Genomic DNA, 25,329 nt, shown 5'->3' on the forward strand with positions numbered 1-25,329 from the left:
GTCCGACGCCACCGGTGCCGTCAGCTCGATAAAGCCGGCGGCTTCACGCGGCGGCGATTCGGGCGATGACACCGATTCGCCCTTGAGCTTGCGCCGCCAGTTGCAAAGCGAGCTCAGCGCAAGCCCACGCGAGGCGCAGAACGCTTCTTGGCTCTGACCGCTTTGCGCCCACTCCTCAATTAGCCGGCGCCAGTCCGACTCGCTGCGTCGGACGTAACCAACTCTGCCCATTCCTGTTTCCATCGCATCGCTCCGTTTCAGTCGATGCGTGCAGGCTAATGGCCGATGATCCGCGCGAATAGGACGCTGCGGTTTGAACGCTTACACTGTTCGGGAAGCCGCGGATACAGCGACGATAATGCAGGATGGCCGTCCGCTCAGGAGTCGAACTCGCGATGGCTCGCTGCGCCCGCAATCGCAACGCGATTCATGTGCTTTGAGGTCGCAGCTTCGACTTTTTGCCATCAGACGGGCTAATGATCACTGAACGCGCGACTCAATACTCTGTTTGGCGCCCCGGGCAGGAGTCGAACCTGCGATCTGCCCCTTAGGAGGCGCAGGCACGATAGCCTACTCTTTGGCAACCCTGCCCGGGGCGTGGACCGTCCGCCCGAGGGCGATGGCCGGGACCGACGCCTGCTGCCAGGTGAAGAAGACAGGCTGATGGCCGCTTGCGCGCACAATCAGGCACTTCGGTGGGCCATCATCCTTGCCATCGAGACAGCGGCAAGACGTGGGGAGCTCTGTGCCTTGGTGTGGGGTGATGTCGATTTCGAGCGGCGAACCCTTCAGATCCGAGCCGAGGATGCTGGCGCCGCCAAGACCGGCGCCAAACGGACCGCCCCCCCCTCAGCCAGAAGGCCATTTCCGTTTTGATGGAGGCCAAGCCCAAGCGCGCCAAAGCCAACGAATCAGTGTTGGGTTTCGGGCCGGACGGCCTCAGCCAAGCCTTTGAGCGCGCCTGCCGTCGCGCTGGAATAGTGGGTCTGCGGCTGCATGACCTGCGGCACGAAGCCACCTCGCGACTGTTCGAGCTCGGGCTCGACATGATGGAAGTCAGCGCCATCACGGGCCACAAGACGCTGGACATGCTCAAGCGGTACACCGGAATGTGTCAATGCTTTGAGACAACCGCGGGTTTGAATTTAGTGAGTTTCGGTGACGGGTGCTGAGCTGGATACAGGGTTCTCGCGGGGTGGGTTGATGTAAACCTTGTCGGGCACGCGCGGTGGTTGGGGTACGCGGCCTTTGAAGCGGTGCTGGTGGCGATCAAAAGCGGCGGTCAGGGTTAGCGCACGCTCGGCGGTGATGCGCGGTTCGTGGCCGTGATGGACGGCGGCAGGTGTCATCAGGCCGATGCCCGTGTGGCGATGATGGTGGTTGTAGTGCTCGAAGAACGGGGTGATGACGTCGCGGGCATGATCGATGCCGGCAAAGCAGGCGGGAAAGTCCGGGGCGTATTTGGTGGTCTTGAACAGGCTCTCGCTGTACGGGTTGTCGTTGCTTTGCTGGGGCCGGGAAAAGCTGGCCTCGATGCCGAGATCGACGAGCAGCTCGGCCAGCGTCTTGGATCGCATCGGCGCGCCGCGATCGGCATGCAGCGTGAGTTGATCCTTGGGCACCGCCTCACGCAAGGCGGTCTGCTCAACCAGCTCGCGCGCCAGCGCGGCCGACTCGCGTGTGCTCAGCAGCCAGCCGACCACGTAGCGGCTGTACACGTCGAGCACGACGTAACAGCCCTGCGGGGTCAAACAGCCCTGCGGGGTCAGGTCTTGCGCCTTGACGCAGCCCGCCGATCCACACCTCGCGCGATCCGGCTTACCGTCGAGTAGTCGAGTAGTGCTACTCGAAGTGCGCACCGATCTGCGGAAGTTGTCGGTGTCCGCTCTCGTAGGCGTCGCGATCTTCGTCATTGAGGAAGATTGCTTGACGGGCATTGCCGCGCGCCATCACATGATGGATCGCGCCGGGGAATTCGATACGCAGAGGGCGGGCCATGCGGGGAACGTAGCGAAGCCAAAGAAATTTGGCAAGGAACAAGACCTGACCCCCAGGGCTGTTAGGAACAAGACCTGACCCCGACGTCCCGTCGACGCCCAGCAGACGCACGCCGACAATGTCCCGAGGATGCAGCACCGGCAGCGTGGCTTTCAGATGCGCGCGGTCCATGTCCTTGACGGTCCGCCACGCCAGTCCCGTCCAGCGGGACACCGCACTGATCGGCAGGTGACGACACAGTGCGCTCACCAGCTCCGCCAGCCGCCGGGTGTACCGGGCGCCGGCTTCGACGAAGTCCAGACGCTCCACGCGCCGGTCGCGGGCGCCGATGACAATCTCCAGGTACTCAATGTCCAGCGCCACCCGACGGCCGAACATCGGCACGTCCCACACCCGCCGATGCCGCCAGCGATTCGGTCGACCTCGATGGCCCGTCACTGCATCCACCGGTACAAACCGCGCGTCGCGCCGGCACGACACGCCGATCACACCGTCACTTTCCACGGTCACCGCATTGACCACTTGGCCACGCAGCCCAACAATCCCCGCTGGGATAGTCGCTCTCATTTGTTCCCTGTACTCGAAAGCTTCGTCAACCTTCGTTTTACAAGGACTTGCGTCGGGCGGCTATCCCTTTTCTACCTCATACAACTGCACAAGAGCCAAAAACTATCACGACCCTGAGGTTTCCCCTCAAATTGTTCTGATGATCTGTTTATTTTCAGCGGATTGCGAGGTATTGTTTAGATAAAACTGCGCCTGAAGTACGCGCAGGGCACGGCTTGTATCTCTTCGGAAGTCACCAAACTACCCGAGGAGCCCATGCCATGAGCGCCAGCAAATTATCGGGTCTGTGTGTGGTCTTCTGGTGGGGCCCGGCGTGGAGCCGATCATCCTGATCGATTGGTCGGATTTGAAGGCGGATCGGCGCTGGTTGTTGTTGCGTGCCACGCTCTGGACGAAGGGGCATGCCTTGGTGCTCTATGAAGGAATCCATCCACTGCGCCGACAGAACTCGCCCCGGGTCGAGCGGGATTTCCTTTTGACGTTGAAGTCGATGCTGCCCGAAGGCGTGCGCCCCGTGATCGTGAGCGATGCGGGTTTCCGGGGACCTTGGTTTGCCCAGGTCGAACGGCTGGGCAAGCGCTAAGATCCCCCTGGTCCACGCCATCATGCTTCAATAGCCCAACAGCCATCGCGCCTAAATTTGAGGGGAAACCTCAGGGTCTGATTGAAATCTTGGCGGGGGAAATCGATATCGTAGCGAGGATCGGCACTGAAACAAAAGCTCAAACTTTTTGCGTGCTTTGCGCCGGCGCTGGCGATCTGGCTGTGGCCGAGTCTACCGCTTGAGCCCTTGCAGCAGCGCACGCTGGGCATTTTCGTGGCGGCGGCGTTGTTGTGGGTGCTCGAACCGGTACCGGTACACGCAACCTCGATCCTGATCATCGCGCTGCTGTTGTTCGGGGTGTCCGACCAGTCTCCGTGGAGTACGCCGCAGAGTCCGCCGTATGCCGAGGTAATGGCGTCGCTGGCTTCGCCGGTGATCGTATTGTTCCTCGGCGGTTTCTCGCTGGCGATCGCCGCGGAGCGCACCGGTGTGGATCAGATGCTGGCGCGGCGGATGATGCGGCCGTTCGCCGGAAACCCGGTGTCGATGCTGTGGGGTGTGGTGCTGATCACGGCCTTGTTTTCGATGTTCCTGTCGAACACGGCGACGACCATCCTGATGCTGTCGATGATCGGTTCGCTGACGCGCGGCGCGCCGTTGCCGGCGGTGTTCGTGCTGTCGATCGCCGTGGCGGCCAACCTGGGTGGCATCGGCACGCCGATCGGCACGCCGCCGAATGCGATCGCGCTGCAATACCTGTCCGATCAAGGCACGCGCGTCAGTTTCGCGAAGTGGATGCTGTTCGCGCTGCCGATGGTGGCCGCCTTGCTGTACGTGGCGGTACGCGTGGTCCGGCACTATCACCCGCTGCCAGCCTTGGTTCTGGATCTCGATACCGCGCAGACCAAGCTCGATACCAAGGGTCGGATCGTCCTGGCGACGCTGCTCGTGACCGCGCTGATGTGGCTGACGACGGACCTGCACGGTCTCAACGCCTATGTCGTCGCAGTATTTCCGATTGCCGTGTTCTCGATGAGCGGACTGCTCGGGCGCGAGGAACTGCGCCGCATCGATTGGGGCGTGATCTGGCTGGTGGCGGGAGGCATCGCGCTCGGCCGTGCCACCGAAACGACGGGCTTGGCCTCGCGACTGATCGAACTGGCGCTGCCCGAGAACCTGCCGCTGCTGGCCCTGGCGCCGATGCTGCTGCTGATCGCATGGATCTTCGCGAATTTCATGTCGAACACCGCGACGGCCAACCTGCTGATGCCATTGGCCGCGGCCATCGGCGGCGAGGGCACGGCCTGGATTTTGGTGGTGGTGGCGGTCGGCACCTCGCTCGGCATGATGTTTCCGATCTCGACACCGCCGAACGCGCTGGTCTATGCGACCGGCTGCATCCGTTCGCGCGATTTGCTCAAGGTCGGTGCCGCCGTTGGTGTGGCGGGTCTGATCATGGTGCTGGTGTGGCTGCTGCCGTTGACCCGGCTGCTGCTGTGAAGCCGCAGCCGGCCCGGTTCCTAGCAGTCTGTCGGACTTGAGTTCGAGCAGCGTGTGCGCGGCTTGATCTCGCGCTTGACGCGTTCCAGCGCGTTGGCGGTACACCGGCTCGTCTTCGGTCCCCGACGAACAGCGCCGGCTTCATGGTGGATAATGCCGCGATGAGCATCGACGATCCCGCTGTCCCGGCGCGCATGCCGAGCTTCTTCATTCCGCATGGCGGCGGCCCCTGCTTCTTCATGGATTGGGATCCCGCCGACACTTGGAAAACGATGGAGGCCTTCCTGCGCGGGATCGCGGACAGCCTCCCCCGCCAACCCAGCGCAATCCTGATCATCTCGGGCCACTGGACGCCGGATCGATTCACGGTGAACGCGGCGGCGCGGCCTGCCTTGCTGTTCGACTACTACGGCTTTCCGCCGCACACCTATGAGTTGCGCTATGAGGCGCCGGGACTGCCTGCCCTGGCCGAGACCGTGCGCCAGACGCTGAGCGAGGCCGGTTTCGAGACCGATAGCATCGATGATCGCGGCCTCGACCACGGCGTGTTCATCCCGCTGCTGCTGATGTTTCCCGACGCGCGGATTCCGGTGGTGCAGCTGTCCTTGCGCGGCGACCTGAATCCCAAGGCGCACATCGACGCTGGCCATGCGCTGGAAAAACTACGTGAGCAGGACGTCCTGATCGTGGGTAGCGGCATGAGCTTTCACAACATGCGCGCCTATGGCAACCCACGCTTCACGCCGGTGGCGGACGCCTTCGACGAGTGGCTGACGGCCGCCGTCGAGGCGCCGCCGGCCGAACGCGAAGCCCGGCTGGCCGCCTGGGAGCACGCGCCGCAGGCGCGCCAATGCCATCCGCCGGCGGCCGAGGAGCACCTGATTCCGTTGATGGTGGCGGCTGGCGCCGGCGGCCAAGGGAGGGGCCGGCGGGTGTTCAGCGACCGCGTGCTCGAGACGCGCGTGTCCGGCTATCGCTTCGACTGATCGTTCCGGCCCCGTTATTCCGGACGAGTCGCAGACCCGTTCCGGACTCCATGTGTGTCGCGACCGCCACCACGTCAGGCCAGAGCGCACAGGGCGTCGCGGTCGACCACCTCGCAGCGCGTGCCCTGCTTGCGCAGAACCTTGCGTGACTGCAATCGGGTAAAGACGCGAGACACGGTTTCCGTAGCGAGGTCCAGGTAGCGTCCGAGGTCCACGCGGGACATCGGCAATTCGATCTCGCCGCCCGGCGTGATCGTGGCGTCGAGCTGGCTCAGCAGGAACGCGGCGACGCGCTGGTCGGCGCTGCAGCGTTCGCGATGCAGCATGCCGTGCAGGCGATCGAATTCATGGCCCAGGGCGCTCAGTATCCGGTCCCGGAACTGCACGGTTTCGAGCATGCGTGCGCGCACTGCGGCGATCGGCAGCCGGCACACCCAAGTGCGCGACAGGGCGCGTGCATTGGCGCGGAATTCCGGATTGCAGACTGCATCGAGCCCGACGATGTCCTCCGCCAGCTGGAAGCCGCGGATTTCCTCGTCGCCGTCGGCGGACACCACATAGGTCTTGAACGCACCGCCGCGCACGAGGTACAGATGTTCGGCCCGATCGCCGATGCGGTACAGATGCTCGCCCTTGTCAAGTACGCTGCGACTCACCCCGGCGGACTGCATCTGCGCAGGCGTCATGCCTTCGACCAGCAGACCGCCGAGACAGCGGCTTTGACGCGGGCAATCGATGCAGGGTGCGGTGGCGGACATGGCGGGCTCCGTGGGACAGGCTGGATTCGAGGTGCCCAGTCTGTGGCCCGGCCGCCTGCGCCACCATTCGGTCTTACGCGTAGCCCGCCTGCGGAAACCACGTACGGGAAACTACGTATCGGCAGCGTCCGGGGGTGGAGCCGGGGGGCTCAGACAGCCCTGTACCGCACTCTGGAACGCATCGTCACCGAACGGCTTTTGCAGTACCTCGTACACGCCCAGCCGGCGCAGACGCTCCAGTTGCGCGCCGCTGCGATCAGCGGTGATGACCAGCACCGGCAGTCGCGAGCCACGTTCGCGCAGATGACGCAGCACGGTCTCTCCGTCCATTTGCGGCATGTTGAGGTCGAGCACCAGGCAGCTGGCCGTTTCGTCGATCGGACTGTCGAGGAATTCACCTCCGCTGGCGAAGCTGCGGGCACGCCAGCCGCAGCAGCGCGCCAGCAGATCCAATGCGGACCGCACCGCGGTGTCGTCTTCAACGATATAGACGACCGCGTTGGGGTCCGGTCCGGACGTGGCGCCGGAAATCAGGGCGGGATTCGCAATCACGGCTGACAAGGGAAGGTCGACGACCCGGTGGGCATGAGCGGACATTGGACGATACAAGCCTCTGCCGTTCATTGACCGGCGTCAGTGCCCGCTTCGGCGCGCAGCACCAGATGGACCAGTTGCGCCACCGACCGACAATCGAGTTTCTCCAGGCAGCGCGCACGATGCAGTTCGATCGTGCGTTCGCTGATGCCGAGTTCGGCGGCGATCACCTTGTTGGCCTCACCGAGTACCAGATGGCGCATGACCTCGTGCTCGCGTGCGGTCAGTCGGGACAGCCTGTCGCGCAGGGCGGTGGCTTCGTGCTGCCGGCCGCGGCACTCGCGGTCGCGCTGCAAGGCGGCATTGACGCGGTCCAGCAGAAACTGGTCGTTGAACGGTTTCTGGATGAAGTCGAAGGCGCCGCGTTTCATCGCCCGCACCGCCATCGGCACGTCGCCGTGGCCGGTGAGGATGATCACCGGCAGGGTGATGCTCCTGGCGATCAGGCGCTCGTGAAGATCGAGCCCGGACAGCCCTGGCATGCGCACGTCCAGCAACAGGCAGCCGCCCTGCTCGGGCGTGGCCGCGTCCAGAAACTCCAGCGCGTTGCCATAGCAGCGCGAGTCCAGCCCGGCCGAGGCCAGCAGCATGCGCAGACCGCTGCGCACGGCCTCGTCGTCATCGACGACGAACACCACCGGGGTCTGCTGCATCATGTCAACTGCACCTGCGGCAGCAGGAATTGCAGCCGTGCACTGCCGCTGTCGCTGACTTCGGCCGCAATGTGGCCATCATGCGTTTCGATGATCGAACGGCAGATCGAAAGGCCCTGTCCCAGTCCGTCCGGCTTGGTCGTGAAATAGGCATCGAACAGACGCGCCGGGTCCAGACCGACGAAACCGGGACCGCTGTCCTGCACGCAGAAACGGATCGCCGGCGCCTCGCGCCATTGCGCACTTGAGGTGTACAGCGTGACCCGGCGCTGTCCGGCGGGCGTCTGCGCCATCGCCTCGATGGCGTTGCGCACCAGATTGAACACCACCTGCTCGATCTGTACGCGGTCCATCTGCGCGGTCGGCAGATCGTCCTCCAGTTGCAGGTCCACTTCGATCTGCGCCGCCTTGATCTCGTGCCCCACCAGCCACAGCACGTCGCGCACCACGGTATTGAGATCGTCCTCGCGGAAGGCCATTTCCCCCTTTCTGACGAAACTGCGCAGCCGCTTGATCACGTTCCCGGCGCGTTCGCCCTGGCGGGCTATCTGTTGCAGGGATTCGCGCATCAGCGCCTCGTCGGCGTGACCGCTGCCGAGCATGCGCAGGCAGGCCGAGGCATGGCTGATGATGGCGGTCAGCGGCTGATTGACCTCGTGCGCAAGGCCGGTCGCCATCTCGCCGAGCGCCGTCAGCCGCGATGTGTGCGCCAGCTCATTGAGCCGGCGGCGCCCTTCCGCCTCCACCGCCTTGCGGTCGGAAATATCACGGGTGATGCCAGTGAACAGCAGGCGCTCCGGCAGATGCACTGCCCCCACCGCGAGGTCCATCGGAAACACCGTGCCGTCCTTGCGCAAGCCTTCGACCTCGCGGCCGATGCCGATGATCCTGGCCTGCCCGGTGGACAGATAGTTCTTGATGTACTGGTCGTGATCGCGCCGATAGGGCTGCGGCATCAGCAGCTTGATGTTGCGCCCGATGACCTCGTCGGCGGCATAACCGAACATTCGTTCGGCGGCATGGTTGAAGCTCTCGACAATGCCGCGATCATCGATGGTGATGATGCCGTCCACCGCCGTATCCAGAATCGCCCGGTGACGTTCAAGGGCTTCGGCCAGCGCGGCGGTGTTTTGGGCTACGGGAGGGCTCATCCGTGCAAGGATGCCACAGCCTTCCCGGCAGTCGAAGCCGGCGCGAGCCTTCAGAGCCTGTGAACGGTGCCGGGCGCTTCAGGCCAGCCTGGAGTAGCGCGTCGCCGGCACTTCGGCGCGCCCGAGATGGGCGTCGAAGACCATCGCCACCACACGCAGCAGGCTGCGCCCCGCTTCCGAGACCCGCAGGCCCCATGGCCCACATTCGAGCCAGGTCTGCGCCGGATCAAGCGCCCGCAGGCGTTCCAGCTCCGGCGCGAAGCGGCCGGACGGCAACTCCGAGAAATCGGCCTCGCCTCGGCACATGATCGACTCGATGACGGCGGCGCGAAGCCGGTCCTCGTCGGTGAGACGATAGCCGCGCGCGACCGGATAATGTCCGGTATCGACTGCCAGACGGTAGCCTTGCTCGGTCGCCTCGTTCTGGGCATAGCAGCCGCCGAGCCTGGAAATGGCGCTGGCGCCCAAGCCCAGCAGCTCGCAGTCCGGCAGCGTCGAATAGCCCTGGAAATTGCGGTGCAGGCGACCGCCGGCAAAGGCGCGCGCCAGCTCGTCACCCGGCAGGGCGTAGTGGTCCAGACCGATCGCGACGTAGCCGGCCTGACACAGACGCTGATGGATGCGTTCCCGCAGCCACTGGCGCTGGGTCTGGTTCGGCAGCGTTTGTTCGTCGATCGCACGTTGCGCCGGAAAGCGGGCCGGCAGGTGCGCATAGTGATACGCCGCCACGCGATCGGGCCGCTGCGCCAGCACGAAATCCAGCGTGGCTTCGAAGCGCGCCGGCGACTGCATCGGCAGGCCGTAGACCAGATCGTAGTTGAGACTGGAAAAACCCGCCTGTCGCGCGGCGGCGGTGAGTTCGGCCAGGTGATCGCTGCTCTGCCGACGGTTGATCGCCGTCTGCACCACCGCGTCGACATCCTGCACGCCGAACGACAGGCGATTGAAGCCGAGTTCGCGCCAGACGTCGATGTCATCAACCGTCGCCAGGCGCGGATCGACTTCCATCGAGCATTCCAGCCGTTCGTCCGGGGCGAAGCGGAACCGGTTGCGCAAGGCCTCCAGCAATACGGCGAGCTCCCCGGTCGTCAGGCTGTTCGGCGTGCCGCCGCCCAAGTGCAGTTGCAGCACTTCGGGCGGCGGCTGCATCAGACGCGCCTGCATTTCGATCTCGTGCAGCAGGGATTCCAGATAGCCGCGGATGCGCGTGCGCGAACGCGAGATCACACGGTTGCAGCCGCAATAGAAGCAGTTGCTGGCACAGAACGGAATGTGCACGTACAGCGACAGGGCCTCGCCGCCGCGCGCCGAGGCGCGGACCGCCTGACACCAGTCGGCCACGCCGAAACGGGTATCGAAGGCCAGGGCCGTGGGATACGAGGTGTAGCGCGGACCGCGCATTTCCCGCGCGAGCAAGTCGGCTGGCAGCGCGGCGGACGAAGTGGGTTCAGCGGTGGTCATCGGCGTTCCTGATTGCGGCCGCAAGCCTGGGCCGGCCTCGCGTCCCGCGCATTGATCCGGGTCAAGCACAGCCGCATCACGGGCTTGCGCTTGATGCCGGTCAATGCGGCCGCGCCTGAGGTACCGGACCCTGTTACGGACTTCAACTTACGCGCGCTTCAAGAGACCCCGACCCATGAGCAAGAACTATCGCAGCATCACGCATGACGTTTCCAAGTCGCTGGCGAAGCTTCGCGGGGACATGCCGGAGGTCATGAAAGGCTTCGGCGCCCTGGCGCAGGCCGCCGGCAAGGACGGCGCACTGGACGCCAAGACCAAGGAACTGATCGCACTGGCCCTGGGCGTGGCCGCGCACTGCGACGCCTGCATCGGCTTCCACACCCAGGCGCTGATCAAGCACGGCACTACGCGCGCGGAGTTCGAGGAAACCCTGGGCATGGCGGTCTACATGGGCGGCGGTCCCTCGCTGATGTATGCGGCCGACGCCCTGGCGGCCTACGAGGAACTGAGCGCTTCAGGTTGAGGGATTGACCGCCGTCAATGTCCGCCCGCCGCCCTGAACCGACACTCAACGCCGAACCCGTACCCGAGAGCTTCTTCGTGTCTCATCCCACTACCGCGAGCGTCGTCCACTACGACGACGAGGTCGTCCGCCGCTTCGCCCTGACCACGGTGCTCTGGGGCATCGTCGGCATGTCGGTCGGCGTGCTCATCGCAGCGCAACTGCTGTGGCCGGCGCTGAACTTCGATGTGCCCTATCTCACGTATTCACGGCTGCGTCCGCTGCATACCAATGCCGTGATCTTCGCCTTCGGCGGCTCGGCGCTGTTCGCCACCTCGTACTACGTGGTGCAGCGCACCTGCCAGACCCGGCTGTTCCTGCCGCGTCTGGCGATGTTCACGTTCTGGGGCTGGCAGCTGGTGATCGTGGCCGCCGCCATCACCCTGCCGATGGGCATCACCCAGAGCCGGGAATACGCGGAGCTGGAATGGCCGATCGACCTCCTCATCGCGGTGGTCTGGGTCAGTTACGCAGTGGTGTTCTTCGGCACGATCGTGAAGCGCGAGGTGGACCACATCTACGTGGCCAACTGGTTCTTCGGCGCCTTCATTCTGGCCGTGGCGATCCTGCACATCGTCAACAACATCGTGATTCCGTTCTCGGCCACGCAGTCGTATCCGGTCTACGGCGGTACCGTGGATGCCATGGTGCAGTGGTGGTACGGCCACAACGCCGTCGGCTTCTTCCTGACCGCCGGCTTCCTTGGGATGATGTACTACTTCGTGCCCAAGCAAGTGGGCAAGCCGATCTACAGCTATCGCCTGTCGATCGTGCATTTCTGGGCGCTGATCTCCACCTACATGTGGGCCGGTCCGCATCATCTGCTCTACACCTCGCTGCCCGACTGGGTGCAGAGCGTGGGCATGGTGTTCTCGCTGATCCTGCTGGCGCCGAGCTGGGGCGGCATGATCAACGGCGTGATGACCCTGTCCGGCGCCTGGCACAAGCTACGCACCGATCCCATCATCAAGTTCCTGATCGTCTCGCTGTCGTTCTACGGCATGAGCACCTTCGAGGGGCCGATGATGGCGATCAAGACCGTCAACGCACTGTCCCACTACACGGACTGGACCATCGGCCACGTGCATTCGGGTGCACTGGGCTGGGTCGGCCTGATCTCGATCGGCTCGCTGTACGCCCTGATACCGCGCCTCTACGGAAAACCCGCGATGCACTCGGTGCCGGCGATCAATCTGCATTTCTGGCTGGCGACCATCGGCATCGTGCTCTACATCGTGGCGATGTGGATCGCCGGAGTGATGCAGGGCCTGATGTGGCGCGCGATGGATGCCGACGGAACGCTCAGCTACAGCTTCGTCGAATCGCTGCGGGCCACCTATCCCTACTACGCGGTGCGACTGCTCGGCGGCGCCCTGTATCTGTCCGGCATGTTCATCATGGCCTGGAACGTCTGGCGCACGGTGCAGCCGGAGCAGGTGATGACCGCGCGTGAAGATGCCCTGCCTGGAGTCGCGAAATGAGTGCCGGTCACGACAAGGTCGAACGCAATATCGGTCTGATGGCGGTGCTGATCGCCGGGGTGATCGCCGTCGGCGGTTTCGTGGAGATCGTGCCGCTGATGCTGGGCAGCCAACTCGACGAACCGGCGCCCGGCGTGAAACCGCTGACGCCGCTGCAGGTGGCCGGTCGCGAGGTCTACGTCCGCGAAGGCTGCTACGGCTGCCATTCGCAGCAGGTGCGTTCGCTGCACGAGGAAACCCTGCGCTACGGGCCCTACTCGATCGCCGGAGAGTCGGTCTACGACCATCCGTTTCAGTGGGGCTCCAAGCGCACCGGGCCGGACCTGTCCCGCGTCGGCGGCCGCTATTCCGACCAGTGGCATCGCATGCACCTGATGAACCCGCGCGACCTCGTGCCCGAATCCAACATGCCGGGCTACCCCTGGCTGGCCGAACAGTGGTTTGGCGGCGAGCAGGTGCAGGCGATGATGCGCGCGCTCAAGCGCGGCGGCGTGCCCTACACCGAGGACGACATCGCGGCGGCGCCGGAGGCCGTCCAGGGCGAGACCAAGCTCACCGCGCTGATCGCCTTTCTACAAAGTCTTGAAGCCTCGCCGAGGGACACGGTCCCGAGCGCCGAGGCCACAACGGAGGCCGCGCCATGATGGACGGACTGCTGCAGGGCCTGGTCACGGTCTTTGCCTTTGCCACCTTTCTCGGCATTTGCGTCTACGCCTATTCCCCTTCCCGCAAAAGCACCTTCGAAGAGGCGGCGCAGCTGCCGCTCGACGACTCGGAGCCGGAGTCATGACGTCCACCTGGAGCCTCGTTGTCGCCGTGGTGGTCCTCGCCAACATCATCGCCTGCCTGTGGCTGCTGATCTGGACCTCGCGCCGCCGTCCCGACGAAGTCGCCGAAGGCGCCGAGACCGGGCATGTCTGGGATGACGATCTGCGCGAATACAACAATCCGCTGCCACGCTGGTGGCTCAACATGTTCGTGCTGACGATCATCTTCGGGCTGGGCTATCTGCTGTTCTATCCGGGCCTCGGCAATTTCGCCGGGCGACTGGGCTGGACCTCGCATCGGCAGCATGACGAACGTCTCGCCGAAGTCGAGGCGCGGCGCCATGCGGTCTACGCCCAGTACGACGGACTCGGCATCGAACAGCTCCAGGATCATGCCGGTGCGCGCAGCATGGGCGCCAAGCTGTTCTCCAGCAATTGCGCCGGCTGCCACGGCGACGATGCGCACGGAGCGATCGGGTTTCCGAACCTCAGCGACCAGGACTGGCTGTACGGCGGATCGGCCGAACAGGTGTACACCACGATCAGCCAGGGGCGGCGCGGTCAGATGCCCGCCTTCCTCACCGCGCTCACGCCCGAGGAGGTGAGCGGGCTGGTGGCCTATGTCAGCAAGCTGCACACGGGTGAGGCGCCGCGCCGCCCCGACGAACTGATCGGTCAGAAGAAGTTCGCGATCACCTGTGCCGCCTGCCACTCGGCGGACGGCAGCGGCAAGCTCGCCCTGGGTGCGCCGCGCCTCAACGATGACACCTGGCTGTACGGCGGCTCGCCCGACCAGATCCGCCAGACCATCCTGTTCGGCCAGAAGAGCGAAATGCCGGCCTTCGGCGAATTGCTGACCGACACCGAACGGCGTCTGCTGGCGGCCTATGTGCTGGGTCTTTCGTCCGATGCTGAAGGTGCCGCGGCGATGGCGCACGCGCCATGACCTCGGTCGAACCCCGCGAACCTCGCGCGGCCTGGAGCCGCCCCCGGCGCATGACCGCGGTGCTGCTGTGGTGCAGCTTCTGGACGGCGCTGCTGTCGACGATGCTGCTGCTGTTTCTGCCACCGGCGATGGACGTCAACGGACACTACACGATGGAGACGCTGACGCTCTGGTTCCTGCTGAGCTGGGCGCTGGCGACCGCACCGATGGCATTCCTGGTGTTGCTGCTCGCCACACCGGCGCGCGGGTCGCGCACGCCATGAGCGAGACACCGGCGGCCACACATTCGCTCTACGCCTCGGCGGAGAAGATCTACCCGCGCAAGGTCAAGGGCCGTTACGCGCAGTTGCGCCGTATCGCGGCGTTGGTGCTGCTCGGCCTGTTCTATCTGCTGCCCTGGCTGAGCTGGAACGGTCAGCCGCTGGTACTGATCGACCTGCCGGCGCGTCGCTTCCACATCCTCGGCCTGACGCTGTTCCCGCAGGATCTGATCCTGCTCACGCTGATGCTGGCCACGGCGGCGATGACGCTGTTCTTCTTCACCACCCTGGCCGGCCGGCTGTGGTGCGGCTTCGCCTGCCCGCAGACGGTGTGGACCGAGGCCTTCCTGTGGATCGAGCAGAGCATCGAAGGCGATCGCCATCAACGCCAGAAGCTGGACGCCGCGCGCTGGGGGCCGCGCAAGCTCGGCATCAAGGGCGCCAAACACCTTGCCTGGCTGCTGTTCGCGCTGTGGACCGGGCTGAGCTTCGTCGCCTTCTTCGTTCCGGCGCGCGAACTGTTTCCGGCGGCGGCCAGCCTGCAGCTTTCCGGCTGGCCGCTGTTCTGGTCGCTGTTCTACGGCTTCGCCACCTGGGGCAACGCCGGCTTCATGCGCGAGCAGGTATGCAAGTACATGTGCCCCTATGCGCGCTTCCAGTCGGCGATGTTCGACAAGGACACGCTGATCATCGGCTACGACGCCGCGCGCGGCGAACCGCGCAAGGGCCTCGCCAGGCTGGCCGAGCTGCCGCCGGGTGACTGCGTGGACTGCACGCTGTGCGTGCAGGTCTGCCCGGTGGGCATCGACATCCGCGACGGCCTGCAATACGAGTGCATTGCCTGCGCCGCCTGCGTGGATGCCTGCAACGGCGTGATGGACCATGTCGGCAAACCACGCGGCCTGGTCCGCTACACCAGCGAACGCCACGAGCAGGAAGGCCGCTTCCGCATGCTGCGGCCACGCACGATCGGCTACGGCCTGATCTGGCTGATCCTGCTGGGTGGCCTCGCTGCCACCGTGCTGCTGCGTTCGCCGCTGGAGCTGGACGTGCTGCGCGACCGCCGCCAGCTCTACCGCGAAATGGCCGACGGCAGCATCGTCAACGTCTACACCCTCAAGATCGGCAACAAGAGCGAGGCGGCGCACACGCTGAACATTCGTGCGCTGCGCGAGGACGGCACGGCCGTGGCGCTGAGCGTCCACGAGGTCGAGGTGCAGCCCGAAGAGACACGCACGCTGATCCTCAGCGCGCGCATGTCGCCCGAGGGCCTGCCGCCGGCACAGACGATCGAGTTCGAGGTCGCCGCCAGCGGGCAGCCCGACATCCACCGGCGCCGCGAGGCGCGATTCTTCGGAGCTTCGCCATGAACGCGCATGATCCGCTGCCGACCGCTTCGGAGCCGGCGCCGCGCGTCTGGTCGCTGGAACTGGTGCTGGTGATCCTGCTGCCGATATCGGCGGTGATCGCGAGCTTCGTCACGCTCGCGCTGGCGATCCACTCGCCGTCCCACGACACCCCGCAGCGGGTCGACCGCTTCGGCCATGTCATCGAGGATCAGCCCGACAAATGAGCGCGCCCCGCGACTGGTCGCTCTACGACGCGGCGGACACGCTGGACGCCGTGAGCCACCGCCGCGCCGACGGCCGGCGCGAGATGATCCTGCGCATCGAGGACATGCACTGCCAGAACTGCGTGCGCCATATCCGGGACGCGCTGGCGCCGCTCACGCGCAGCGCGCGCGTGAACCTGTCCACCGGCACCGCCGAACTGGTCTGGGACCAAGGCGTGGCGCGGGCCTCGCAGCTGTTCGCGGCCGTCGAGCGGGCCGGATTCACACCGGCACCGCTCAATCCCGAACCGGCGCTGCGCGAGCGCCAGCACGAACGCGGCGCGATGCTGCTGCGTCTGGGTACCGCCGGTCTGCTCGGCATGCAGGTAATGATGCTGGCCGCCACCCAATACTTCATCGATGCGCCGCTGGAACCGGCCATCGAACTGCTGATGCGCTACGCGCAATGGATCATGGCGACACCGGTGCTGCTCTACTGCGCCTGGCCGCTGCTGAACAGCGCCGCGCGCGCCCTGCGCGAACGTCGCGTCAACATGGACGTGCCGGTCAGCCTGGCCCTGCTGATGGCCTATGCCGCGAGCTGCGTCAACGTGCTGCGCGGCAGCGGCCACGTCTATTTCGATTCGGTGACGATGTTCGTGTTCCTGCTGCTGGTGGCGCGCTGGTTCGAAGGACAGGGCCGCGCCGAAGCCACCAAACGGCTGCGCACCCTGGCCTCGGCGCAGCCGCTCACCGCCCTGCGCGAAAGCGCGGACGGTCTGGCGGAAGTCTCCAGCGCCTCGCTTGCGATCGGCGATGTCATCGTGGTGCCGCCGGGCGCGGCGCTGGCCGCCGACGGTCACCTGCTCGATGCCACCGCCGAACTCGACGAATCGCTGCTCAGCGGCGAAGCCGACCCCGCCGTGCGGCACGAGGGCGAGGCGGTCTATGCCGGCGCCGTCAATCTCGGCGGCGCGCCACTGCGGCTGCGCGTCAGCGCGGCGCAGCAGTCGACCGCGCTGTCGCACATCAACCGCATGATCCATCACGCGCAGACGCAGCAGCCCAGGGTCCAGATCCTGGCCGACCGCGTGGCCGGCTGGATCGTGATCGCCGTACTGCTGGCCGCGGCCGGCGGCGCCCTGTACTGGTATCCGCAGAGTCCCGAGACGGCGTTTCAGGTGGCGCTCGCGGTGCTGGTGGTGACCTGCCCCTGCGCGCTGTCGCTGGCCACGCCGGTGGTACTGGCGGCCGCGTCCTCGCGCCTCGCCGCCAGCGGACTGCTGCTGACGCGCGCCGATGCGCTGCTGCGGCTGCCGCAGATCGACCATGTCTGTTTCGACAAGACCGGCACCCTCACCACCGGCGAGATGCGGCAAGTGCGTCTCTGGGTCTGCGACGGTGAGAACGAAGCGCGCATGCTCGAAATCGCCGTCGCACTGGAGCGCGGCATTCGCCACCCGGTGGCCACGGCCTTCGCCGGCATGTCCACCGCATTGCAAGCGCAAGCTCAAGAGTCCCTGCCCGGCCTCGGCGTGCGCGGCCGCATCGACGGCGTCGAATACCGTCTGCTGGCGGATCCGGGCAGCGACGACGACCTCACCTGGATCGCGCTGTACGCAGGCGCACATCGACTCGCGCGCTTCGGCCTCGCGCACGCCCTGCGGCCCGAAGCGGTCGGCGTGGTCCAACAGCTGATGACGCAGGGGCTGCGGGTCTCGATACTCAGCGGCGACAGCGAGCGCGCCGTGGCCGAAGCCGCCGCCCGCCTCGGCGTCGACGACTACCTGGCCCAGCTCAAGCCGGACCAAAAGCTGGCCGAACTGCAGGTGATGCGCGCACAGGGCGAACAGTTGTGGATGGTGGGCGACGGCATCAATGACGCGCCCACGCTGGCGGCCGCCGACGTCTCCACCGCGCTGGCCTCCGGCGCGGCGCTGGCGCAATCGCAGGCCGATCTGCTGATCACCGGCAGCAGTCTCGATGTGCTGCCCGAAGCCCTGGCGGTTGCCCGCGAGGCGCAGCAGCGCATCCGCGAGAACCTGGTCTGGGCCGTGGGCTACAACCTGGCGGCCGTGCCGCTGGCGCTGATGGGCATGGTCACCCCCTGGATCGCGGCGCTGGGGATGGGCATCAGCTCGGTGACCGTGGTGCTCAATGCCCTGCGTCTGGCACGCCGGCCGGCCGCCGGCGCACACGGTTGGACGCCGCAATCCACACCGGAGCACGCCGCATGAGCAGCCTGTTCGTGCTGATTCCGCTGGGCCTGCTGTTCACCGCGCTGGCCGCCGGCTTCCTGCTGATGGCCGTGCGCGGCGGACAGTTCGAAGACCTCAAGCAGATCGGCCAGCGCATGCCCGACGACGAGGACTGAGCATCACGATCTCGGTCGCCGCCACCGCCTCTGAGCGTACCGGCGCTGTTCGCATCGGGACTCGCCAGCAGCCCGCACTGCGCGCTGATGTGCGCGCCGCTGGCGCAGCTCGGAAGTGGAAGTCGGCCGGGCCACGGGCTCGAAATGAACTCGAATATCAAAGCCCCTGTAGCCCGGACAAAGTGCAAGGCAATCCTCGGGCTCGGCGGCATTGCGCAAGCTTGTTCCCGGATTCCACTCCGACCCGTCCGGGCTCCGTTTGCGCCCTTAGTTTCGTGCCAGCGGTTCAGTCCAGGCGCGCCAGCACCCTGTCCCAGGCGATGAGCACATCCGGAACGGTGCCCACTGCGGTTTCGCCCTGCAATTCCTGGATGATTGGCCGCCCGTAGGCTTTGTCCCGCAGGCGGAAAATCGTGAGTACGCGATCGCCCGGATGCACCAGCCAGACTTCCGGTACGCCGGCGCGCTCATAGGCGGCATGCTTGAGCGTCTGGTCGTGCGCGGCCGTCAACGGTGACAGCACTTCCACGACCCAGCCCGGCGCGCCGCGCAAGGCCGCGGCGGTCGATCCGCGCGCGGTCGCAGATCGCCAGCAGGTCGGGCTGCAAAACCGTGTCGATCCGCTCGTCGGCCTCGTCGCCCTTCGGCAGACGCACGTCGAACGGCGCGAGGTAGGGGCGGCAGGGCTTGCCTTCCAGTGCGTTGGCGGCCTGGCGAAACAACTCGCCGACGACATCCTGGTGATCCGGCGCCGGCGCGGGTGCCATCAGGTAGGCGGCTCCGTCGATCAATTCGTAGCGCAGGTCTTCCGGCCACGTCAGATAGTCGGCGTAGGTGTGGTATCGCGCATCGCGCCGTGGCAGTCCCATCTTCAGATTTCCGCTCGCTGGCCTGGTGCAAGCTTACCGCGGCGTGCCGCAGCGGCGCGCCAGCGATATACCTCCGGCGCTGGCGGCGGAAGCGTCGATGACATAGCGGGTCGAGCCAGCTCCCGGCTCCGCTCGGTCCGTTCCTCTTCCAGCAGCGAAGCGGCAGAGACGCCGAAATCGGTGGCGGGGCGCGCCGCCAGCCGCTGCTGTCCGTCCGTGCCAGTTCGCGTTCAAGCGCCGACGGCACGACTTCGCGCAGCGTGCACTGGCGCTGCCGCGCGGGCGCCGGTGCACGGCATCAGAGAGTGTTCATGGCATGCCTGACGCGCGGTCAGCGTGGCTTTTTCTTCTTGCGCTTCGGCCTTTTCTTGCCAGGCCGTTGTGCCGCGCCGGCCGCGCGCGGTGGCGGCCAGTCGAACGGCGGTGGCTCGGAATCATCGCCAGTGCCCCAGAGAAAGCCGAAGCCATCGTTGCCATCGGAAAACTCGGGTTCGAGCCCGCTCAGCTGTTCGGCTTCCCAGGTATCGATCAGCGCCGCGCGCCGCGCTGGATCGTCGAGCGCCTGCAACTCGGCCTCGGTTTCCTTGCACCAGCGGCGCAGCTCGGAGACGCGGCGGTTGAGCGCCCTGTCGAGTTCGTTCATGCGCGGCAGAAATCTGCGAACGTCCATCTGCATCGCGACCGGCGCCACCAAGGCGTGCAACTCCGCGTCCAGCGAAGTGGACTGCTCGCGCAGGACCGAGTTGTACTGCTCAATCCGGGCCTTCGGCGTGCCGGCGAGATGCGCGGCATCGATCTGCTCGATCTCGATCTGCAGGGACAGGAGACTCAGCAAGTCATTGCTTTCGTAGGCCTGGTTGACGCGCGCCATCAAGGTGGTCTTTCGCTCGCGTTCGGCGGGGTCGGCTTCGCGATCGGGATGCAGGGCACTGACGAGCTTGCGGAAAATCTGGCGCACGGACTGGCTGGCCTCGCGCTCGGCTGCGGCGCGTCGAGTGGCCGCGGCCTCGGCGCGTTTGGCGCGGCGCTTGCTGTCGCCGTCATCGACGGGCTCCTGTTCCTGTTGCCGGGCCCGCAGCTTGTCGTCGACATGGCGGAACAGGGATTCGCTGTCCTCAGCCTCATGGTCGGCGACGACGTCTTCGCCGAAGACGGCACCGAAAACGGTCTGGGCCAGGTCGAGTTCGATCTCGCGATCCATCCGCCGGCGTTCGTCCAGGCTCATGCCGGCGTGCCGCTCATAGATGGCCTCCAGCTCCGGAACCGAGGAATCGGCAGGCAGCAGCCATTCTTCGAGGCTTTCGAGCAGGTGGTTGCGCAGAACTTCGCGCTGCCGCCGGCTCAGGCGCTCGCCGCAGCGGCGGTCGAGCAGGCGGTCGAGGCGGTGCATGACACGTTTCTGGAGATCATGCAGGGTCATGGCCAGGGGATCGTGCTCGCGCGCACCGCGTTGCGCGAAATCGTGCAGATAGGCTTGCCAGCCGGCCAGCTGTTGGCGCTTCTTGCGGATTTCCTCGCTCAGGCGGTTGAAGCGGCGCTGTTCTGGCGTCAGCGCGGCTTTCGGGAGATCGATGGTGACGAGTCGTCCGGCCTCGTCGATCGGTGCGTCATCGAACAGGCCGGCTTGAGTGGGGCGGGCAGAAGGCATGCGGGGGAGCGACGGCGGGGATGTGCGAGATCGCCCTGATGATAGCGGCGATCTTGATCGCTTGCATGGGCAAGCGCGGTAATCCGCTGCCTGAAGGCCGTTGGCGTCGCCGCTTTCGAACGGCTATTCCGCGTCGGGGCGCAGCGGATTCCGGACTTGCGGGGCTGGTCAGGACATGTCGGGGCCAAACCTCTATCGCTGGTGCTTCGGAACCACGGAATTCGATGAAACGCGGCTGGAACTGCGCGTCGGCGGATTGTCGGTCGATGTCGAGCTCAAGCCGCTGCAGGTACTCGCGGTGCTGCTGCGACACGCAGGCGAAGTCGTCACCAAGCGCGAGCTGTTCGAGAGCGTGTGGGCCGATCACATCACCGTCGACAAACTCCGCAAGGCGCTCGGCGAGGACGGCGACCGACTGATCGTGACGGTGCCGCGCATCGGCTATCGCCTGAGCGGCGCGGTCGAGCGTACCGCCGTCGGGCGGCGCCATGTCAGTGCGCTGTATCTGAAGCCCGGCGACGCCGTGCCGTGGCGAGACCATTTCGTGCTGGAGCGCCAGCTGAATCCGGCGCGCGGCAGCGAGGTCTGGCTGCCGCGCCATGCCAAGGCGCACGAGCGGCACATCTACAAATTCAGTCAGGATGCGGCTCAGCTTCACGTCGTGGCTGCCGACATCTACGGCGGGCGCGAAGCGTCCGAAGCGCATTGGCGTCGCGCCGCGGAGATCGATGGCGAGCTGTACGCGCCCGGCGATGTACAGCGGTTACGCGCCATCTACCGTCTCGCCCAGGTTCCGAGCAACCGCTCCGACTATGTGCAGGCCGGAACCCTGATCGACGAAGCCGATCGTCTCGCCGGCAGTCGATTGACATCCGATCCGATATTGGCAGCGGTGCGGCGCCGAGCGCTTCGAGTTGGGCGCGCAGCTCGATGTAGTTGTAGATCTCGCCGTCGCAGACCAGGGCATAGCGGCCCTGTGCATCGCTCAGCGGCTGATCGCCTCCCCCCGGCCAGATCGATAATCGCCAGCCGCGTGTGCGCGATACCAACGTGATCGCTGACGTAGACGCCGCTGTCCTCGGGGCCGCGATGCGTCAGCTGCGCGCTCATGCGCTGCAGACCGGCCGGATTCACCGTTCGATTGCATACCACCATGCCGGCGATGCCACAGATGGCGCGCTCAGGCCGGGTCGAAGCGGTAGTTCAGCACCTCGACGTCGCGTCGGAAGTACTGTCCGACCCGCTCGGCCAGATCGTCACTGTAGTAGCTGCGGTAGTCCTTGCCGCGATCGGTGGCCTGGCGCTGGTGCGGCAGCTCGGGCGGCGCCACGCCGAGGGTCTCGCAGATTCGCGCGAAGTCCTCGTGCAGCTGCTCGTAGCGACCGAGGAAGTTGGTCAGCACAGTACCGTGCAGATCGATCAGATAGTCGGTCTGCGGGGTGATCACGGTATCCAGGTGGTACTGGTACGGCCGCTCCGGATCCAGCTTCCAGCGCGTGAAGTCCTCGAAGCTCTCATGGCCTTCGAGCAGATGCGGACGTTCGCGCTTCAGATGATGATAGCTCGACACCTGCAGATCCCAGGGATTGCGCACGAAGGCGAACTTGAACAGACCATCGAAGAATTCCTTCGGCAGCATCTCCTGCGCACCGACGATCTTGGCGTGGCGCGGCAGCTTGGCGGCGATGCGGTGCCCGGTCATGCGCGACAGGCGCGAACAGATGAACTGCGCCGCGTAGTACGGATCCTTCCATTGCAGCGATTTCAGCGCCGCGCGCACGCTGGTGCCGCCGGTCTTGGCGATGTGCACGTAGAGAAAGTTGTAGCGGTTCGACAGCAGCATGTAAGCACGCTCGGTAAAGCCGACGGTCCGCGGCACACGCAATCCGCCGAAAGGGATTCATTCGGGCAATTATCGTTTATCCGTCCGGCGCAGACGACATCGCGACAATGCGCTGCTCGATCGCCGGTGGGTTACGGAGGTTACGGGGTTACGGTGACAGTTCACTGTTGCCCCCTATTCGGTCCGAACCAATTCCTGCGCTTTGTATACCGTCACCGTAACCTGGCGTCACCGTAACCTGGCGTCACCGTATAAGCTGATGGCTGGAACCCCGGCTGCACGCCCCGCTGTTGCCCGCCTGCGGCATCTGGATCATCGCCTGGACACCCGAACAGGCCTGTGGGTCACGGAATTTTGCGGCTGAACGGCCGCAGCCGGGCTCAAGCGGACTGCGCCACCTGCACGCAGTGGCGACATGCTGTCGCATAAGGCACGGCATGCAGCCGGTCGGCCTCGATCGTGCCGCCGCAGACTTCGCACACGCCGAATTCGTCACGTTCCAGACGCGACAATGCATGCCGGATCTGCGCCAGTTCTGCACGCGTGCTTTCGGCAAGGCGATCCAGCACTTCGTCGTTGGCGCGCTGCACCGCCTGGTCGGAAAAATCGGCTGGCAAACCGCCGTTGCGGCGGCCACGATCCATCTCCACGCGCTCCAGACGGTCACTGAGTTCGGATTGCAGCAGCGCGAGCTTGCGAGAAATCACTGGGTTTTTCATCGGCACTCCAGACAATTTTGCCATCGCATTTTTGCGGCGTGGCCATGATCGGGCATTGACCCGCATCAATGCGGACGCCGCGGCCAGTGTGGATGCTGGCCGCACCGCAAAGCCCGTGACTCCACACGCATTGGCGTATCACCAGGAGAATCATCATGAAAGCCCTCGTCTACCAGGGGCCCGGCCAGAAAGCCTGGCAGGACAAGCCCAAACCGGAGATCAGCAAACCCGGCGATGCGATCGTGCGCATCGTGCACACCACGATCTGCGGCACCGATCTGCACATTCTCAAGGGCGACGTTCCGGCCGTGACCCCAGGTCGCACCCTGGGCCATGAAGGCCTGGGCGTAATCGAACAGGTCGGCGAGGGCGTGACCAATTTCAAGCCCGGCGATCGCGTGCTGATCTCCTGCATCACTTCCTGCGGCCGCTGCGGCTACTGCAAGAGGCAGCTGTATTCGCATTGCGAGGACGGCGGCTGGATCCTCGGCCACCTGATCGACGGCACGCAGGCCGAATACGTGCGCATTCCGCACGCCGACAACAGCCTCTACCCGGTACCTGACGGCGCCGACGAAGAGGCGCTGGTGATGCTCAGCGACATCCTGCCGACCGGCTTCGAGATCGGCGTGCTCAACGGCCAGGTCAAGCCCGGCGACAGCATCGCCATCGTCGGTGCCGGACCGATCGGCATGGCCACGCTGCTGACCGCGCAGTTCTACGCGCCGGCCCGCATCATCGTGACCGATGTGGACGCCAGCCGGCTCGAGATGGCCAAGAGCCTGGGCGCCACGGATCTGGTCGATGCCAGCGCCGGCAATGCGATCGAACAGATCATGGCGCTGACCGGCGGCAAGGGCGTGGACGTGGCGATCGAAGCAGTCGGCGTACCGGCGACCTTCGATGTCTGCCAGGAGATCGTGGGTGCCGGCGGGCATATCGCCAATGTCGGCGTACACGGCAAGAGCGTGGAGCTGAAACTCGAAAAGCTGTGGATCCGCAACGTCACGATCACCACCGGCCTGGTCAACACCAATACCACGCCGATGCTGTTGCAGACCGTCCAGGCCGGCACGATCAAACCGGGCAGTCTGGTTACGCACCGATTCGCGCTCGACGATATCGGGGAAGCCTATCGCGTGTTCGGCCACGCGGCTGAGGAAAAGGCGATGAAAGTGATCCTCAGCGCCCGCTGACGCTGGCAAGGGTGCACGGACCATGAGCCCCTCCGGCGCCTCCGACGCCATCTGGAGCGCTCTGCACGAGGACATGCAGCGGCTGTTTGCAAGCGGTGAACATGGTGCTCATCCGCATGCGGACCAGGCTGCCGCGGCCGCGCCGCGAATATGGATCAGCGGACGCGAGGGCGCCTGCGCGATGAGCCGACACCAGTTCGAACAATGGCGCCGGGGATTCACGACCCCACGGCGATGAGCAGGCGGTGAATACCAGGCCCGCCCCTGCGCGAACGGCGACTGACGCGCCGCCCCGCGCCGACCGCACCGCACAGGCCTTCGCGCTGACGTTCGCGGCGGTGTGGCTCGCCTGCGCATGGAAGCCCGCCTATCGGCAGGACTGGGCGCTGGAAAACCTGCTGGCGCTGGCGGCGGTATGGGGCCTGCTGCGCCTGCACCGTCGCAGACCCTTGAGCCATGCCGCCTACGCGATGCTGCTGGCATTCGGCATCGCCCACGAACTGGGGGCGCACTACACCTATTCGGAAGTCCCTTACGAACGCTGGTCGCAGGCGGTGTTCGGCATCTCCCTGAACGATCTGCTGGGACTTTCGCGCAACCACTACGACCGTGTGGTGCACTTCCTGTTCGGCCTGCTGTGGTATCGCCCACTGCGCGAGCTGCTCGACCGGCGGCTGCCGGCGCAATCCGCAGTCTCGCGGTTCGCGCCGGTCACCGTAGTGGCCACGGTGTCCCTGGTCTACGAGCTGATCGAATGGTCGGTCGCCATGATCTTCGGCGGCGATCTCGGGCAGGCCTATTTGGGCATGCAGGGCGATGTCTGGGATTCGCAGAAGGATTCGGGGCTTGCCCTGGCCGGCGCCCTCATCGCCTGGGCCGTGGGCCTGATCCACAGCCGCT

General features: G+C 65.7%; 29 protein-coding genes and 3 pseudogenes. 18 read left to right on the top strand and 14 right to left on the bottom strand.

What is annotated here, in order from left to right; all coding sequences use genetic code 11:
• Positions 1–231 (bottom strand): IS66 family insertion sequence element accessory protein TnpA (gene tnpA / locus RM530_RS17145; RefSeq protein ID WP_432276113.1); only part of this gene is annotated, 231 nt, incomplete at its 3' end.
• 366 nt (positions 232–597) lie between these two features.
• Between tnpA and RM530_RS19100 the strand changes: the two genes are divergently transcribed.
• Together RM530_RS19100 and RM530_RS17150 are read left to right on the top strand one after the other, a co-directional pair.
• Entirely contained in the window at positions 598–876 is a 279-nt protein-coding gene (locus RM530_RS19100) for a tyrosine-type recombinase/integrase (RefSeq protein ID WP_432276114.1), read from the top strand.
• A complete protein-coding gene (locus tag RM530_RS17150) occupies positions 876–1,172 on the top strand; it encodes a tyrosine-type recombinase/integrase (RefSeq protein WP_311366483.1) in 297 nt (98 codons plus the stop codon). Before RM530_RS19100 ends, RM530_RS17150 begins: the two co-directional genes overlap by 1 nt.
• On the opposite strand, the gene RM530_RS17155 is transcribed toward RM530_RS17150, so the two are convergent.
• Positions 1,146–1,751, bottom strand: coding sequence for an integrase core domain-containing protein (locus RM530_RS17155; RefSeq protein WP_311366484.1), 606 nt, complete (start codon positions 1,749–1,751; stop codon positions 1,146–1,148). The genes RM530_RS17150 and RM530_RS17155 overlap by 27 nt on opposite strands.
• A 91-nt stretch (positions 1,752–1,842) precedes the next feature.
• Positions 1,843–2,565, bottom strand: coding sequence for a helix-turn-helix domain-containing protein (locus RM530_RS17160; RefSeq protein WP_311366485.1), 723 nt, complete (start codon positions 2,563–2,565; stop codon positions 1,843–1,845).
• 313 nt (positions 2,566–2,878) lie between these two features.
• On the opposite strand from RM530_RS17160, the gene RM530_RS17165 reads away from it, so the two are divergent.
• The 3 genes from RM530_RS17165 to RM530_RS17175 all read left to right on the top strand — a co-directional run bounded on the left by RM530_RS17165 (position 2,879) and on the right by RM530_RS17175 (position 5,595).
• Complete coding sequence (locus tag RM530_RS17165; protein ID WP_311366486.1) at positions 2,879–3,148, top strand: hypothetical protein; 270 nt, start codon at positions 2,879–2,881, stop codon at positions 3,146–3,148.
• A gap of 126 nt (positions 3,149–3,274) precedes the next feature.
• Positions 3,275–4,609 (top strand): SLC13 family permease, encoded by a 1,335-nt coding sequence (locus RM530_RS17170; protein ID WP_311366510.1) that lies wholly within the window; start codon positions 3,275–3,277, stop codon positions 4,607–4,609.
• A 161-nt stretch (positions 4,610–4,770) separates the two neighbouring features.
• Positions 4,771–5,595 (top strand): DODA-type extradiol aromatic ring-opening family dioxygenase, encoded by an 825-nt coding sequence (locus tag RM530_RS17175; RefSeq protein WP_311366487.1) that lies wholly within the window; start codon positions 4,771–4,773, stop codon positions 5,593–5,595.
• 74 nt (positions 5,596–5,669) lie between these two features.
• Here RM530_RS17175 and RM530_RS17180 read toward each other — a convergent pair whose 3' ends face one another.
• From RM530_RS17180 to hemN, 5 genes are all read right to left on the bottom strand, one after another.
• A complete protein-coding gene (locus RM530_RS17180; RefSeq protein ID WP_311366488.1) occupies positions 5,670–6,353 on the bottom strand; it encodes a Crp/Fnr family transcriptional regulator in 684 nt (227 codons plus the stop codon).
• A 111-nt stretch (positions 6,354–6,464) separates the two neighbouring features.
• Positions 6,465–6,905 (bottom strand): response regulator transcription factor, encoded by a 441-nt coding sequence (locus RM530_RS17185; protein WP_311366489.1) that lies wholly within the window; start codon positions 6,903–6,905, stop codon positions 6,465–6,467.
• 68 nt (positions 6,906–6,973) lie between these two features.
• Positions 6,974–7,603, bottom strand: a complete 630-nt coding sequence (locus RM530_RS17190; protein WP_311366490.1) for a response regulator transcription factor — start codon at positions 7,601–7,603, stop codon at positions 6,974–6,976.
• Entirely contained in the window at positions 7,600–8,751 is a 1,152-nt protein-coding gene (locus RM530_RS17195; RefSeq protein WP_311366491.1) for a two-component system sensor histidine kinase NtrB, read from the bottom strand. The genes RM530_RS17190 and RM530_RS17195 overlap by 4 nt, the downstream gene beginning before the upstream one ends.
• Before the next feature lie 78 nt (positions 8,752–8,829).
• Entirely contained in the window at positions 8,830–10,212 is a 1,383-nt protein-coding gene (gene hemN / locus RM530_RS17200; RefSeq protein ID WP_311366492.1) for an oxygen-independent coproporphyrinogen III oxidase, read from the bottom strand.
• Positions 10,213–10,387: 175 nt separating this feature from the next.
• Here hemN and RM530_RS17205 point away from each other — a divergent pair, with 175 nt between their 5' ends.
• The 10 genes from RM530_RS17205 to RM530_RS17250 are packed head-to-tail and all read left to right on the top strand — an operon-like array spanning position 10,388 to position 18,154.
• Complete coding sequence (locus RM530_RS17205) at positions 10,388–10,735, top strand: carboxymuconolactone decarboxylase family protein (RefSeq protein WP_311366493.1); 348 nt, start codon at positions 10,388–10,390, stop codon at positions 10,733–10,735.
• A 17-nt stretch (positions 10,736–10,752) separates the two neighbouring features.
• Entirely contained in the window at positions 10,753–12,255 is a 1,503-nt protein-coding gene (ccoN, locus tag RM530_RS17210; protein WP_311366494.1) for a cytochrome-c oxidase, cbb3-type subunit I, read from the top strand.
• Positions 12,252–12,899, top strand: a complete 648-nt coding sequence (gene ccoO / locus RM530_RS17215) for a cytochrome-c oxidase, cbb3-type subunit II (protein WP_311366495.1) — start codon at positions 12,252–12,254, stop codon at positions 12,897–12,899. Before ccoN ends, ccoO begins: the two co-directional genes overlap by 4 nt.
• On the top strand, positions 12,896–13,045 hold the full coding sequence (locus tag RM530_RS17220; protein ID WP_311366496.1) for a cbb3-type cytochrome oxidase subunit 3: 150 nt from the start codon (positions 12,896–12,898) through the stop codon (positions 13,043–13,045). The genes ccoO and RM530_RS17220 overlap by 4 nt, the downstream gene beginning before the upstream one ends.
• Positions 13,042–13,968, top strand: coding sequence for a cytochrome-c oxidase, cbb3-type subunit III (ccoP, locus tag RM530_RS17225; RefSeq protein ID WP_311366497.1), 927 nt, complete (start codon positions 13,042–13,044; stop codon positions 13,966–13,968). The genes RM530_RS17220 and ccoP overlap by 4 nt, the downstream gene beginning before the upstream one ends.
• Complete coding sequence (locus RM530_RS17230) at positions 13,965–14,231, top strand: hypothetical protein (protein ID WP_311366498.1); 267 nt, start codon at positions 13,965–13,967, stop codon at positions 14,229–14,231. Before ccoP ends, RM530_RS17230 begins: the two co-directional genes overlap by 4 nt.
• Positions 14,228–15,598 (top strand): cytochrome c oxidase accessory protein CcoG, encoded by a 1,371-nt coding sequence (ccoG, locus tag RM530_RS17235; RefSeq protein ID WP_311366499.1) that lies wholly within the window; start codon positions 14,228–14,230, stop codon positions 15,596–15,598. Before RM530_RS17230 ends, ccoG begins: the two co-directional genes overlap by 4 nt.
• Complete coding sequence (locus RM530_RS17240) at positions 15,595–15,801, top strand: hypothetical protein (protein WP_311366500.1); 207 nt, start codon at positions 15,595–15,597, stop codon at positions 15,799–15,801. Before ccoG ends, RM530_RS17240 begins: the two co-directional genes overlap by 4 nt.
• Positions 15,798–18,017 carry a heavy metal translocating P-type ATPase gene (locus RM530_RS17245; RefSeq protein WP_311366501.1) on the top strand — a complete coding sequence of 740 codons (2,220 nt, stop codon included), beginning with the start codon at positions 15,798–15,800 and terminating at the stop codon, positions 18,015–18,017. The genes RM530_RS17240 and RM530_RS17245 overlap by 4 nt, the downstream gene beginning before the upstream one ends.
• On the top strand, positions 18,014–18,154 hold the full coding sequence (locus RM530_RS17250) for a cbb3-type cytochrome oxidase assembly protein (protein WP_311366502.1): 141 nt from the start codon (positions 18,014–18,016) through the stop codon (positions 18,152–18,154). Before RM530_RS17245 ends, RM530_RS17250 begins: the two co-directional genes overlap by 4 nt.
• 286 nt (positions 18,155–18,440) lie before the next feature.
• Here RM530_RS17250 and RM530_RS17260 read toward each other — a convergent pair.
• Together RM530_RS17260 and RM530_RS17265 are read right to left on the bottom strand one after the other, a co-directional pair.
• Positions 18,441–19,023: pseudogene (locus tag RM530_RS17260) on the bottom strand (Uma2 family endonuclease).
• A 331-nt stretch (positions 19,024–19,354) separates the two neighbouring features.
• A complete protein-coding gene (locus tag RM530_RS17265; RefSeq protein WP_311366505.1) occupies positions 19,355–20,671 on the bottom strand; it encodes a J domain-containing protein in 1,317 nt (438 codons plus the stop codon).
• A 175-nt stretch (positions 20,672–20,846) separates the two neighbouring features.
• Here RM530_RS17265 and RM530_RS17270 point away from each other — a divergent pair.
• Positions 20,847–21,110: pseudogene (locus tag RM530_RS17270) on the top strand (winged helix-turn-helix domain-containing protein); the annotation flags it as partial.
• A gap of 193 nt (positions 21,111–21,303) precedes the next feature.
• On the opposite strand, the gene RM530_RS17275 reads toward RM530_RS17270, so the two are convergent.
• The 4 genes and pseudogenes from RM530_RS17275 to RM530_RS17285 form a co-directional block, all read right to left on the bottom strand.
• Positions 21,304–21,720, bottom strand: coding sequence for a class II glutamine amidotransferase domain-containing protein (locus RM530_RS17275; RefSeq protein WP_311366511.1), 417 nt, complete (start codon positions 21,718–21,720; stop codon positions 21,304–21,306).
• 13 nt (positions 21,721–21,733) lie between these two features.
• Positions 21,734–21,826 (bottom strand): annotated as a pseudogene (locus RM530_RS19145) (hypothetical protein); the annotation flags it as partial.
• 25 nt (positions 21,827–21,851) lie between these two features.
• On the bottom strand, positions 21,852–22,514 hold the full coding sequence (locus tag RM530_RS17280; RefSeq protein WP_311366506.1) for a sulfotransferase family 2 domain-containing protein: 663 nt from the start codon (positions 22,512–22,514) through the stop codon (positions 21,852–21,854).
• A 380-nt stretch (positions 22,515–22,894) separates the two neighbouring features.
• Entirely contained in the window at positions 22,895–23,233 is a 339-nt protein-coding gene (locus RM530_RS17285; RefSeq protein ID WP_311366507.1) for a TraR/DksA family transcriptional regulator, read from the bottom strand.
• Positions 23,234–23,388: 155 nt separating this feature from the next.
• Between RM530_RS17285 and RM530_RS17290 the strand changes: the two genes are divergently transcribed.
• Positions 23,389–24,429: a zinc-dependent alcohol dehydrogenase family protein gene (locus tag RM530_RS17290; protein WP_311366508.1), complete on the top strand. Its 1,041-nt coding sequence runs from the start codon at positions 23,389–23,391 to the stop codon at positions 24,427–24,429.
• 245 nt (positions 24,430–24,674) lie between these two features.
• Positions 24,675–25,329, top strand: a 655-nt coding sequence (locus RM530_RS17295) for a DUF2238 domain-containing protein (RefSeq protein WP_311366509.1), incomplete at its 3' end; no start/stop codon positions are given.

Origin of the sequence: Banduia mediterranea (assembly GCF_031846245.1) — a bacterium.
In the GTDB taxonomy this organism is placed as follows: Bacteria; Pseudomonadota; Gammaproteobacteria; order Nevskiales; family Nevskiaceae; genus Banduia; species Banduia mediterranea.